The organism is Nocardiopsis sp. EMB25, assembly GCF_026797795.1.
Lineage (GTDB): Bacteria > Actinomycetota > Actinomycetes > Streptosporangiales > Streptosporangiaceae > Nocardiopsis > Nocardiopsis lucentensis.
This window is the reverse complement of sequence record NZ_JAMTDN010000001.1, coordinates 1613928-1627562: the sequence shown is the minus strand read 5'-3', so window position 1 is coordinate 1627562 and position 13635 is coordinate 1613928. Positions and strand designations below refer to the sequence as shown.

The following is a 13635-nucleotide window of genomic DNA, read 5'->3' as shown; positions in this document are numbered from 1 at the left end:
GAGTAGCCACCCCCACACTCACCCGTCCCCGCCCTCACCCACCAACCGCCGCACCACCCCATAGGTCCGGTTCGACCCCGCCGCCTCCCGCTGCGCCCGCGCCGTCACCTCGATATAGGCCTGCGACGACACCACCGACGCATGCCCCAACAAATGCATGATCTCGCTCACCGACGCCCCGTCCTCAGCCAACCGCGTCGCGAACGTGTGCCGCAGCGCGTGCACCAACGTCCCCCGCGCCACCCGATCATGCACCCCCGCATGCCGATAACACTGCCGCACCAGATACTGCAACCCGCCCCGACGCAACCCCTGACCCCGGTTGTCCACCAACAACGGATCCACCCCCCGCACCGCACCGAACCGCTCCCGCCGCGAGACCAGATACGCCTCCAACAACACCTCCAACGGCGCCTCGATCGGCAACACCCGCTCACCACCCCCCTTGCCCACCACCCGAATCCGCCGCTCACCCACACGGCCCCCCACCGACTCCACCCGCAACGCCAACATCTCCGCCGACCGCATCCCCGTCAGCAACGCCAACGCCAACACCGCCAGATCCCGCTCCGGCCACGGATCCCGCGCACGACGCGCCCCCCGCGCCAACGCCTCCAACAACCGCTCCGGAGTGTCCTCACCCATCAGCGGCTTGGGCCCCGAGGGCCGCACCCGCGGCCGCGGCACCGCAGACATCGGATTACCGGCCACCACCCCCTCCGACACCCAAAAATCAAAGAACCCGTTCCACGTCGACCACGCCCGCACCACACTGGAAGCCGCCCGCTTAGCGGCGAACTCCGCAAACCCCGCCCGCAACACCCCCGCGTCCAACCCCGCCAACACCACCTCACCCGCATCACACCCACGCACGCGCGCCACACACCCGAGCACCCCGCGCAGATCACGCCGATAGGCCGCCACCGTGTGCGGAGACGGCTTGGCCGCCCCCCGCGCCACCAGGTACCGCTCCACCGCCTCCAGAGCCCCCAGCCCCGCCGATTCACCACTCATGCACACAGCATCCCCGACTCCGCACCGCCCCCACACCCACAACCCACCCATACTCGAACACCCATCGAACAGCCCACCCGGCGCCGGGGGAGAGCCACCCCCGCCACCGCCCGCCCCGACCTGGACGCCCGCCCCCATCCACCTCATCGTCGCCCCCACCACCGACGATGGCCCCGACCCGCCCCAAGCCTTCCCAACCTCGCCCCGGACGCCCGCCACCACCCCACGACAGCGGGGGAGCGGCCACCCGCGCCCAACCAACGAAGAGGGGCGGCGGCCCACCGGCCACCGCCCCTCCACGGCCCCACGGGGGAGTGGCGAGTCGCACCCGCCACCCCACCCCTCAACCACCGAGCACCGCACGCACCCCCCGCGCGATCTCCACATCCTCACGCGCACGCACCACCAACGACCGCACCGCGGACCCCGGCACACCCACCTCACCCTCACCCCGCACACCCGCGTTCACCACCGGATCCACCTCCACCCCCAAAAAACCCAACCCCCGCGCCGCCCGCCACCGCACCTCCGCGGAGTTCTCACCCACACCACCGGTGAACACCACCGTGTCCACCCCACCCATCGCGGCCGCCATCGCCGCCACCCCACCACGCAACCGGTGCACATACACACCCAACGCCAGCACCGCAGCCGCGTCCCGCCGCTCCACCACCTCACGCATGTCCGCCGTGCCAGCCAACCCCACCAACCCCGACTCCTCCTCCAACACCTCACTCACCTGCCGCACCGACAACCCCGCCCGCTCCTGCAACCACACCACCAACCCCGGATCCACCGTCCCCGACCGCGTCGCCATCACCAGCCCCTCCAACGGCGTGAACCCCATCGTGGTGTCCACACACCGCCCCCGCAGAACCGCCGACAACGACGCCCCCGAACCCAGATGCGCCACCACGACCCGCTCACCACCGGTCCACTCCACCGCCCGCCGCGACGCATAAGCGTGCGACAACCCGTGAAACCCATACCGGCGCACCCCCCACTCACACCGCCACCGCCGCGGCACCGCATACGTCGCCGCCTCCTCAGGCAGATCCACATGGAAGGCCGTGTCAAAACACGCCACCGCCGCCACATCCGGCAGCACCCGCCCCACCACCTCGATCCCCGCCAACGACGAGCCCTGGTGCAACGGCGCCAACCCCGCCAACGCCCGCAACCGCTCCACCACACCGGTGTCCAACCGCACCGGACCAACGAACTCCCGCCCCCCGTGCACCACCCGGTGCCCCACCGCATCAGGCGCGGGCCACCCCCGCACCGCCTCCTCCACCGCGCCCCGGTCCCACACACCGCGCTCGGCCGGAACCGACACCTCCTCCACCAGCTCCTCACCCTCCACCACACTCAGCTTCAGGCTGCTCGACCCCGCGTTGACCGCCAACACCCGCATCAGTACGGCCACACCCACTCCCGGATCCGCTCCGGATCCTGCCCGAACTCCCGCGTGTACGCCCGATCCCGCGCACGCGCGTCCACCATCCGCTGCCGCACGTGCGCCGCACCCCGCGCCAACCCCTCCACCCGGTCGATCACGTCCATCACCAGGTGGTACCGGTCCAGGTCATTGAGCATCACCATGTCGAACGGAGTGGTCGTGGTGCCCTCCTCCCGATACCCGCGCACATGCAGGTTCTCGTGGCCCCGCCGCCGATACGTCAACCGGTGCACCAGCCACGGATACCCGTGGAACGCGAAGATCACCGGCTTGTCGACCGTGAACAACGCCTCGTACTCGGCATCCGACAACCCATGCGGATGCACGTCGGCAGGCAGCAACCGCATCAGATCCACCACGTTCACCACCCGGACCCGCAACCGGGGAAACGACCCCCGCAACAGATCCACCGCCGCCAGCGTCTCCAACGTCGGCACGTCACCCGCGCACGCCAGCACCACATCCGGATCCGCGCCCCCCTCGGTACTGGCCCACTCCCAGATCCCGATCCCACGCCCACAGTGCGCGACCGCCTCCTGCATCGACAGGTACACCGGCTCGGGCTGCTTGCCCGCCACCACCACGTTCACGTGGTCCCGCGACCGCAGACAGTGGTCCACCACCGACAACAACGTGTTGGCGTCCGGCGGCAGATACACCCGCACCAGCTCGGCGGGCTTGTTCAACACCACGTCCAAAAACCCCGGATCCTGGTGGGTGAACCCGTTGTGGTCCTGCCGCCACACGTGCGAGGTCAACAGATAGTTCAACGACGCGATCGGAGGCCGCCACGGCAGCTCCCGGGACACCTTCAACCACTTCGCGTGCTGGTTGAACATCGAGTCCACGATGTGCACGAACGCCTCATAGCAGTTGAACACCCCGTGCCGCCCGGTCAGCAGATACCCCTCCAACCACCCCTGGCACAGGTGCTCACTCAACACCTCCATCACCCGCCCGTGCCGCCCCAGATGCTCGTCGGTGGAGAGCACCCCCTCCTCCCACACCCGGTCAGAGGCCTCCAACACCGCGGACAACCGGTTCGACGCCGTCTCATCGGGCCCCACCAACCGGAACGTGCCCGGGTTGGCCCGCACCACGTCGCGCAGATAGCCGCCCAGCACCCGGGTGGCCTCACTCGTGACCACACCGTGCCCGCCGGCCTCGACCGCGTAGTCACGAAAATCCGGCAACTCCAGGTCCCGCAGCAACAGCCCACCGTTGGCGTGCGGATTACCGCTCATCCGCCGCTCACCCCCGGGCGCCACCGCCCGCACCGCCTCCACCGGAGCCCCCGAGCCGTCGAACAACTCCTCGGGCCCATAGGAGCGCATCCACCCCTCCAACGCCCGCAGATGCTCACCGTCCTGCCGTACCCGCGCCAACGGCACCTGGTGGGAGCGCCACGTCCCCTCCACCGGAACCCCGTCGACCTCCTTGGGACCGGTCCACCCCTTGGGGGAACGCAACACCACCAGCGGCCACACCGGACGCTGACGCAGACCGCCGGCGCGCGCCGTGCGCTGGATGTCGGCGATCATGTCCATCGCCTCATCCAGCACCCCCGCCATGCGCTGGTGCATCGCCTCCGGCTCCTGCCCGCTCACCAGCAGCGGCCGGTAACCCAACCCCTCGAAGAACGCGGTCAGCTCCGCCTCGGGAATCCGCGCCAACACCGTCGGGTTGGCGATCTTGTACCCGTTCAGGTGCAGGATCGGCAGGACGGCGCCGTCTCGCACCGGGTCCAGGAACGAGGTGGCGTGCCAACTGGCCGCCAGCGGGCCGGTCTCGGCCTCCCCGTCACCCACCACGCACGCCACCACCAGGTCGGGATTGTCGAAGGCCGCGCCATGGGCGTGCGCCAGCGAGTACCCCAGCTCACCGCCCTCATGGATCGACCCCGGAGTCTCGGGCGCCACGTGGCTCGGCACACCCCCGGGGAAGGAGAACTGGCGGAACAGGCGCCGCATCCCCTCCTCGTCCTGGGACACGTGCCGGTACACCTGGCTGTAGGTGCCCTCCAACCACGCGTTGGCCACCGCGGCCGGCCCGCCGTGCCCGGGACCCAGCACGTACATCATGTTCACATCGCGTGCGGTGATCACCCGGTTCAGGTGGGCGTAGCAGAAGTTGAGGCCGGGGCTGGTGCCCCAGTGGCCCAGCAGCCGGGGTTTGACGTGCTCGGGGCGCAGCTCCTGGCGCAGGAGCGGGTTGTCGAGCAGGTAGATCTGGCCGACCGACAGGTAGTTCGCCGCCCGCCAGTAGGCGTCCACGCGCGCGAGTTCGTCGTCCTCGATGGCCATGCCGCGGTCCTCCCGGAGGCGTCGTCCGTCGGCGGAGGGGCCCGGTCACGTCGAGGGGAGGCGGCGCCGTCCCGGTCACCGTAGCCGGGGCCGGGTGCGCACTCCAGGCGACGTGCCGGGGCGAAGGACCGGCCATCCCACCACCCAGAGTCATCAAAGAGTCACGTTTGGCCCTCGCGACCGTGAACGAGCCGGGCCCAGGACCGCCCCGGCGGGGGAGGGGAGGCACGACGAGCGACCGCGCGATCCGGGGCCCAGGGTGCCCGCGCGCCGGGGGAGCGGGGCACGATGGCCCGGGGTCGAGGGGAGGGGAGAGGCGGCCCTCCACCGGAGCACCCGGAGGGTGTGCGGGCGCCGACCGCCGGAGTGGTCCGGACCGTGACCCCCACAGGGCTACAAATCACCACATGACACGCATAAGGCAGCAAAAAGCTACAAAAGGATGCATAACATCATTTATGCATCAAACATGGCGACAGGGGGAGGCCCCACCGGGGGACGCCCCAACACCACACAGACGGCGACGCCCCCGGCCACCTCCCATCACCGCAGCACACGCGCCCAGAACCACCGCGACACCGCCCCCAACACCCGCACCGCACCGATGGCCACCGCCGTCCACCACGCGACGAACACCGGGACCCGCTCACACCCGCGGGCACACCCGAACCACGTCGCGCCTTCCGCGCCACCGATCAGGCGCCGCACCGAAGACATCCATCCCGCCGACGACCCGCGGATCATCGACCCGCCCGCGCGCGCGCACCGCACGGATCCGCACCCCGGACGCCTTCATGGGCCCCCTCGGACCCGGCGCGCCGACCCGAGCCGACACCACCCGCGGACCCCGCCGCGCAGCACCCGCCATCATGAACACATTCAACCCACCCGCAACACCCGAAACCCCTACCCCACAAGGGATCCCGCAACGCCGATAATGCACATTATGTCAAGTAAACCGTGACCGGCCCCACCCCACACCGGATTTAACGACCCGCCGGATACCGACATGTATACGTAACCGCCCAACGCGGCCCACGAAACACCCCGCCCCCAGCCTCCTAGGTGTCCCCCGACACCAACCCCCAAGGAGGTGGCGTGGCACGCACACGCCTGGGCACCCTGCCCACCACCCTCACCGCGGCCGCCTGCGCCCTACTCCTGACCACCACCGCCTGCACCGGCGGCTCCCCCTCCGGTGTCGACGACGACACCGTCACCGTCGGCATGCTCCACTCACTGTCCGGCACCATGGCCATCAGCGAGGTCACCGTCCGCGACGCCGTCCAACTCGCCATCGACGAGATCAACGCCGACGGCGGCGTCCTGGGCCGCCAGATCGAACCCATCATCGAGGACGGCGCCTCCGACGAGGCCACCTTCGCCGAACGCGCCCAAAAACTCCTCGCCTCCGACGACGTCGCCACCGTCTTCGGCGGATGGACCTCCGCCTCCCGCAAGGCCATGCTCCCCGTCTTCGAACGCAACAACGGCCTGCTGTGGTACCCGGTCCAGTACGAAGGCCTCGAAGCCTCCCCCAACATCGTCTACACCGGCGCCACCACCAACCAGCAGATCATCCCCGCCCTGGACTACCTGCGCGAACAGGGACACACCAACCTCTACCTCGTCGGCAGCGACTACGTCTTCCCCCGCACCGCCAACCAGATCATCCAGGCCTACGCCCACGCCCACGACATGCAGATCACCGCCGAGGAGTACACCCCCCTCGGCCACACCGAGTACTCCACCATCACCAACGACATCGCCCGCACCCAACCCGACGCCGTCTTCAACACACTCAACGGCGACTCCAACGTCAGCTTCTTCCAACAGCTGCGCTCGGCCGGAGTCACCCCCGACGACACCCCCGTCCTGAGCGTCAGCGTCGCCGAACAGGAGATCGACGGCATCGGCGCCGACAACATCACCGGACACCTCACGGCCTGGAACTACTACCAGACCACCCAAACCGACACCAACACCGGCTTCGTCGAGGCCTTCACCACCACCTACGGCGCCGACCGCGTCACCTCCGACCCCATGCAGTCCGCCTACAACGCCGTCCACCTGTGGAAGGCCGCCGTCGAGGAAGCCGGCAGCTTCGCCGTCGACGACGTCCGCGCCGCCCTCGACGGCACCAGCATCGACGCCCCCGAAGGCGCCATCACCATCGACGGCGACACCCAACACGTCATCAAGACCGCCCGCATCGGCCAGGTCAACGACAACGGCCTCATCGACGAGATCTGGGCCTCCCCCGAACCCATCACCCCCGACCCCTACCTGACCGGCTACGACTGGGCCGCCGACCTCACCGGCTGACACCCCACCCCTCCCACGCGGCCGGGACCCGCACCATCCCGGCCGCCACACCACCCCGGAAAGGAGCCGCGGTGGACACCCTGCTCACCCAACTCCCCGTCGGCCTGGCCATCGGCGCCGTCCTCCTCCTGGCCGCCCTCGGCCTCAACCTCACCTTCGGCCAGATGGGCGTCATCAACATGGCCCACGGCGAGTTCATCATGGTCGGCGCCTACACCGCCTACGTCCTCAACACCTGGCTCTCCCCCACCCCCGCCCTCATCCTCGCCCTCCCCGCCGCCTTCGCCGTCACCGGCGCCCTGGGCTGGCTCCTCGAACTCGGCCTCATCCGCCACTTCTACGGACGCCCCCTGGACACCCTCCTGCTCACCTTCGGCATCGGCATGATCCTCCAACAAGCCGCCCGCGACATCTTCGGCGCACCCAACGTCGACGTCCCCACACCCGACTGGCTCACCGGAGGCATCACCCTGCCCGGCGACATCCGCCTCCACCACTCCCGCCTGTTCATCCTCGCCCTCGCCCTCATCGCCGTGGCCGCCCTCACCCACCACCTCCACCACACCCGCCAAGGACGACAGACACGCGCCGTCCTGCACAACCGCGACCTGGCCGCCATCACCGGCATCAACACCCGCCGCGTCGACGCCACCACCTTCGTCATCGGCTCCGGCCTCGCCGGAATCGCCGGCGTGGCCCTCACCCTCACCGGCCCCACCGGCCCCACCCTGGGCACCAACTACATCGTCGACGCGTTCCTCGTCGTCGTCATCGGCGGCCTGGGCCACCTGCGCGGCACCGTCCTGGCCGCCTTCGCCCTGGGCATCCTCAACGCCACCGTCGAAGCCTGGAGCGACGCCTCCCTGGCCAAACTCATCGTCTTCACCGCCATCGTCGCCCTCCTCCAGGCCCGTCCCCAAGGACTGCTCACCACCAAGACAAGGGCACTCGCGTGACCACCACCCTCACCCGCCTACGCGGCCCCCTCACCTTCACCGCGCTCATCGCCGCCGCCCTCCTCGTCCTGCCCCACCTGCTCGAACCCTTCCGCCTCAACCTCCTGGCCCAATACCTGTGCTACGCCATCGTCGCCCTGGGCATCGCCCTGGCCTGGGGACGCGGCGGCATGCTCACCCTGGGCCACGGCGTCTACTTCGGCCTGGGCGGCTACGCCATGGCCATCCACCTCACCCTGGCCCGCACCGCCGCCGACCCCCTCTCCGCAGACCGACTCCCCCAGTTCATGGTCTGGTCCGGCCGCACCGAACTCCCCTGGTTCTGGACCGCCCTGACCCACCCCGCCGCCGCCATCGCCGCCGCCGTCCTCGTCCCCGGCACCGTCGCCACCCTCCTGGGCTGGTCCGTGTTCCGCCAACGCGTCCGCGGCGCCTACTTCGCCATCCTCAACCAAGCCCTCGCCGCCGCCTTCGTCATCCTCCTCATCGGACAACAACACCTCACCGGCGGCTCCAACGGCCTCACCGACTTCCCCGTCTTCGCCGGACACAGCCTCTACACCCCCACCGCACAAACCACCCTCTACACCCTCACCGTCCTCACCCTCGCCGCCCTCTACCTGCTCTTCCGCCACATCACCCGCAGCCGCTACGGCAAACTCCTCATCGCCATCCGCGACGGCGAAGACCGCGTCCGCTACCTCGGCTACAACCCCACCTGGGCCAAAACCCTCGCCTACGCCCTCTCCGCCATGGCCGCCGGAATCGCCGGAGCCCTCTTCGTCCCCATCCTCGGCATCATCTCCCCCACCCTCGTCGGCGTCATCCCCTCGATCATGATGGTCCTCGCCGTCGCCCTCGGCGGCCGCTACTCCCTCAGAGCCGCCACCGGCGCCGTCCTCGTCAACGCCGCCCAAACCACCTTCGCCGAAACCTTCGCCGGCGGCTGGACCTACCTCCAAGGTGCCCTGTTCGTCCTCGTCATCGCCCTGGCCCCCCAAGGCCTGGCCGGACTCACCCACCACGCCAAGAACGCCCTCACCCGAGGACGCACCCCCACCCCCGCACCGGAGCCCACCACCGCCGGGAGCCCCACATGAGCCTGCTCACCATCACCGACCTCACCGTCACCTTCGGCGACTTCACCGCCCTCGACAGCATCGACCTCACCATCGACGAAGGCGAACTGCGCTTCCTCATCGGACCCAACGGCGCGGGCAAAACGACCCTCATCGACACCATCACCGGCCGCACCCACCCCACCCACGGCACCATCACCTTCAACGGCCACACCCTCAACAAACGCAGCGAACACCAGATCGCGCGCACCGGCATCGGCCGCACCTTCCAAACCAGCGTCGTCTTCGAGGAACTCACCGTCGCCGACAACGTCGACCTCGCCGCCGCCCACCGCCTACCCCCCTGGCAACTCCTGCGCGCCCCACGCACCCACCCCGACCACGTCACCCGCATCCTCGACCGCGTCGGCCTGACCCCCCACACCCACGCCAAAGCCGCCACCCTCTCCCACGGCCAGCGCCAATGGCTCGAGATCGCCATGCTCCTGGCCCAAAAACCCCGCCTACTCCTCCTCGACGAACCCGTCGCCGGAATGAGCACCGACGAACGCGCCCGCACCGGTGAGCTCCTCACTCAGATCGCCGCCGACCACACCATCGTCGTCATCGAACACGACATGGACTTCCTACGCCGCCACGCCCACCAGGTCACCGTCCTGCACGAAGGACGCGTCCTCACCCACGGCGACCTCACCACCGTCCAGAACGACCCCCAAGTCCAACAGGTCTACCTCGGCCGCACCCACCAGAAAGCCCACACATGAGCACCCCCCACCTGCACATCCACCAACTCCACGCCGGCTACGGACGCGCCCGCGTCCTGTTCGACATCAACCTCACCATCACCACCGGCACCATCGCCTGCGTCATGGGACGCAACGGCGTCGGCAAAACCACCCTCCTCAACACCATCGCCGGACTCATCACCCCCACCCACGGCACCATCACCCACAACGGCACCCCCATCACCCACCACCCCCCACACACCCGCGTCCGCAACGGCATGGCCTACACACCCCAAGGCCACGACACCTTCGCCCCCCTCACCGTCGCCGAGAACCTCCACCTCGCCCACACCGCCACCCGACGCGGCGCCCCCGAACTCATCGACGCCGCCCTCGACCGCTTCCCCCGACTCAAACCCCTCCTCAACCGCCACGCCGGCAACCTGTCCGGAGGCCAAGCCCAACAACTCGCCATCGCCCGCGCCCTCGTCACCAACCCCACCCTGCTCCTGCTCGACGAACCCACCGAAGGCATCCAGCCCTCCATCGTCGAAGAGATCGAAACCGCCATCACCGACATCGCCGCCCAAGGCATCACCGTCCTGCTCGTCGAGCAATACCTCGACGTCGCCCTCCGCCTCGCCGACACCGTCACCGTCCTGGACGCCGGACGCGTCATCCACACCGGCGACCGCAACGACCTCACCGACGACGACGCCCAGGCGCTCATGGCCATCTGACCCACCCCACGGCACACGACGAAGGGGCCCGCCCCTCGGAACGAACCCCCTGAAACCCCCACACCCCTCACACCAACGGCACCCACCCCGTACGCACCCACCACGCACCCCCCGACTCCAACCGCTCCACCACCGCACGCTCCAACCGCGTCCCACGCGGAGCCGCCGCCACATCCACCTCAGGCATCCCGAACACGAACCGGAACACATCCGCCTCCCCCGGAACCCCCCGCCCCACCAACGAGAACCGCCGCTGGAACCGCACGATGTTGGACCCCTCCCCCAACACCTCAGCCCACGCCGGATCCAACAACCACGACGTACACGTGGCCACCACCGGATCCATCCCCAGATGCGCCCGCGCGAACTCCCGCGCCACCGACAACGTCCCCTCCACCGCCACCGGATCCAACCCACCCGTGGGAATGTGCAACCGCAACACCGGATCCCCCACACCCATCCCCGCCCCCAACGCGGCCGCCTCCCCCACCGGATACCACTCCACCGCGCCCTGCTCCCCCAACACGGCCGGCTCCACCTGCAACCCGCCCACCCAGAACAGCCGCCCACGGAACTGCGCCGCCACCCACGCCGCCGTCTCCAGGCTCAACCGACCGAACATCCTCCTCGACCGCGCCACCTGAACACCCACGTCCGCCAGCGTCCGCGCCGTCACCGCACGATCGATCCCCCGCGCCGCGTGCCGCTCGAAGTGCTCCGGCACCCACGCCGCGAACGCCCACAGCGACGCGACCCGCACCCGGGCGTCCTGTGCCCCGACCAGCGCCGGCCAGTCCCGCCACTCCCCCAGCGGCAGATCCGCGTCCGCGCACAACCGCCGGTACATGCACTCCACCAGGTGCCACAACTCCGGCGACCACCCCGCGTCCGGCCACAGCCCCCGCACCTCGGCACGGTCCTCCGGGGCCAACGCGAACAGGTCCAGGACCTCCTCGGCCGCCTCCCCCACCGGCACGTCCAACGCCCTGAGCGGATCCGGAAGCCGTTCGGCCTCCGCCAACCACACCCGCTCGGGGGCACCCAGACCGAACCGTTCCACCACAGCCGCGCTATCCATGCGCACCATCATGTCCGAGACCGCACCCCACGGGCGAGTGAGGCCAGCCTCACAGTGGGGCATAGTGTTGACGTACATCCCCGAACACAACAAAACCACCGAAAACGAGGACAACCACCGATGCCCGACCCGGCGCACCGCATACAGGACTGGATCGCCACCTACGACACACCCACCACCTCCGTGGCCCACCTGCTGTGCGACCGCCACCACCCCGACACGGTGGCCACCACCGAGATCGGCCCCACCCTCACCGCCACCACCCTCACCTACGGCGAACTCGCCCAACGCTCCCGCGCCCTGGCCGCCGGACTCGCCGACCTCGGCCTCACCAGCGGGGACCGGATCGCCACCCTCATCCCCAAGGGCGTCGACCTGACCGTCACCGCCCTGGCCGTCTGGCGCCTGGGAGCCGTCCTGGTCCCCCTCCTGCCCTCCTTCGCCCCCTCCGCCATCGCCGAGCGCCTCACCCACTCCCAGGCGCGCCTGGTCGTGTGCGACGACGAGTACCGCACCAAACTCGACCCCCTCCCCGACGCCACCGCCCCCCGCTGGGGTGTGGCCACCACCGGCGACCGCCCCCAGCGCGAGGGCGACCACACCCTCACCTCGCTCGTCGACCGCTCCCCCGGGACGATCGAGGACGCCGCCGTCGGCGGTGACGGCGACCTGGCACTGCTGTTCGTCTCCGGCCCCGTCGGCCCGCCCCGGGGGGTGCCCGTCCCCGTGCGGGCCCTGTCGGCCATGCACGCCCACCACCACTACGGGCTGGGCGTGGACGACGAGGACGTGTACTGGAACACCGCCGACCCGGGCACCGCCTACGGGCTCTACCACGGGGTGATCTCGCCACTGCTGGCCGGACACAACTCCCTCGCCCTGCGCGCGGGGTTCTTCGACCCCGAACTCACCCTCGACGTCCTGGGCCTGTTCGGAGTCACCAACCTGGCGGCCGACCCCACCACCTACCGAACGCTGCGCGCGGCGACCAAGACGCTGCCACCGGAGGTCATGGTGCAACGCCTCTCGAGCGCCGGTGAACCACTGACCCCCGACGTCATCGAGTGGGTGAACGACGTGTTCGGGGTACCGGTACGCGACCACTACGGACAGACGGAGCTCGGCTGGTGCGTGGGCGTGCCCAACGGGGACACGGGTACGCCCGCGCAGGAGATCGTGCCGGGCGCGATCGGTCCCGCCCTACCGGGGTGGGACGTACGGGTACTGGAGGCGATCTCCGACGAACCCGCGCCGGTGGGCGCCTACGGCCGGGTGGCGATCGACCTGGCCGGCAGCCCCCTGTCCTGGTTCGACGGATACCTGGAGAACGAGGGCGCCTCGCAGGTGCGGTTCACACCGGACCGGGCCTACTACCTGACGGGCGACACCGGGATCATGGACCGCAAGGGATGGCTGTTCTTCTCCACGCGTGATGACGGCGCGATCCAGTCGCACGGGTACCGGATCGGTCCCACCGAGGTGGAGGCGGTGCTCAACGCGCACACGGCCGTGGAGGAATGCGGGGTGTACGCGATCCCCGACGAGCTGGCCGGCCAGGTGATCGGTGCCCGGGTGGTACTGGCACCGGGGTACGAGGGCGGCGAGGAGCTGGCCGAGGAACTGAAGGAGTGGGTGCGCGGCGGGTACGCGACGCACGCCGCGCCGCGGGTGGTGGACTTCGTTCCGGAGCTGCCGCGTACGGCCTCGGGGAAGATGCGGCGGGCGCGGTTGCGCTGAGTCCCGGTCCGAACGGAAACCACGGAGCCGGCCGGATATTCGGCCGTGACGATCGTGTTCGACGTCAGCGCCCATACCCCCGCCCGAAGGTCCGCGACCGGGGCACGGGATCGGTGAACCGATCCCGTCCGCTCCGCTCCTCACCGTCGGATCCCCTTGGTCTCTCTGTGTTCCAGCGTTGGGAACGGCGTTCGAAAGAGCGACCGGATCACCCCTTTC

At 69.9% G+C, this 13635-nt stretch carries 10 protein-coding genes; 6 read left to right on the top strand and 4 right to left on the bottom strand.

Going from position 1 to position 13635, the window contains the following annotated elements:
• Positions 1-18: 18 nt before the first annotated feature.
• The 3 genes from KIK06_RS07035 to KIK06_RS07025 form a co-directional block, all read right to left on the bottom strand.
• Entirely contained in the window at positions 19-1014 is a 996-nt protein-coding gene (locus KIK06_RS07035) for a tyrosine-type recombinase/integrase (RefSeq protein ID WP_026127425.1), read from the bottom strand.
• A 343-nt stretch (positions 1015-1357) separates the two neighbouring features.
• Positions 1358-2428 (bottom strand): acetate/propionate family kinase, encoded by a 1071-nt coding sequence (locus KIK06_RS07030; protein WP_268645880.1) that lies wholly within the window; start codon positions 2426-2428, stop codon positions 1358-1360.
• Positions 2428-4776: a phosphoketolase family protein gene (locus KIK06_RS07025; RefSeq protein WP_268642487.1), complete on the bottom strand. Its 2349-nt coding sequence runs from the start codon at positions 4774-4776 to the stop codon at positions 2428-2430. The genes KIK06_RS07030 and KIK06_RS07025 overlap by 1 nt, the downstream gene beginning before the upstream one ends.
• Before the next feature lie 1098 nt (positions 4777-5874).
• Here KIK06_RS07025 and urtA point away from each other — a divergent pair.
• The 5 genes from urtA (at position 5875) to KIK06_RS07000 (ending at position 10601) form a co-directional block, all read left to right on the top strand.
• Entirely contained in the window at positions 5875-7101 is a 1227-nt protein-coding gene (gene urtA / locus KIK06_RS07020; RefSeq protein WP_268642486.1) for an urea ABC transporter substrate-binding protein, read from the top strand.
• Between the two features lie 71 nt (positions 7102-7172).
• Positions 7173-8057, top strand: a complete 885-nt coding sequence (gene urtB, locus KIK06_RS07015) for an urea ABC transporter permease subunit UrtB (RefSeq protein ID WP_268642485.1) — start codon at positions 7173-7175, stop codon at positions 8055-8057.
• Positions 8054-9157, top strand: a complete 1104-nt coding sequence (urtC, locus tag KIK06_RS07010; RefSeq protein ID WP_268642484.1) for an urea ABC transporter permease subunit UrtC — start codon at positions 8054-8056, stop codon at positions 9155-9157. The genes urtB and urtC overlap by 4 nt, the downstream gene beginning before the upstream one ends.
• Positions 9154-9900 (top strand): urea ABC transporter ATP-binding protein UrtD, encoded by a 747-nt coding sequence (gene urtD, locus KIK06_RS07005; protein ID WP_017597651.1) that lies wholly within the window; start codon positions 9154-9156, stop codon positions 9898-9900. Before urtC ends, urtD begins: the two co-directional genes overlap by 4 nt.
• Complete coding sequence (locus tag KIK06_RS07000) at positions 9897-10601, top strand: ABC transporter ATP-binding protein (protein ID WP_268642483.1); 705 nt, start codon at positions 9897-9899, stop codon at positions 10599-10601. The genes urtD and KIK06_RS07000 overlap by 4 nt, the downstream gene beginning before the upstream one ends.
• Positions 10602-10668: 67 nt before the next feature.
• Here KIK06_RS07000 and KIK06_RS06995 read toward each other — a convergent pair whose 3' ends face one another.
• Entirely contained in the window at positions 10669-11679 is a 1011-nt protein-coding gene (locus KIK06_RS06995; protein WP_268642482.1) for an acyltransferase domain-containing protein, read from the bottom strand.
• A gap of 120 nt (positions 11680-11799) precedes the next feature.
• Here KIK06_RS06995 and KIK06_RS06990 point away from each other — a divergent pair, with 120 nt between their 5' ends.
• Positions 11800-13416: an AMP-binding protein gene (locus KIK06_RS06990; RefSeq protein ID WP_268642481.1), complete on the top strand. Its 1617-nt coding sequence runs from the start codon at positions 11800-11802 to the stop codon at positions 13414-13416.
• The last annotated feature ends 219 nt before the right edge of the window (positions 13417-13635 follow it).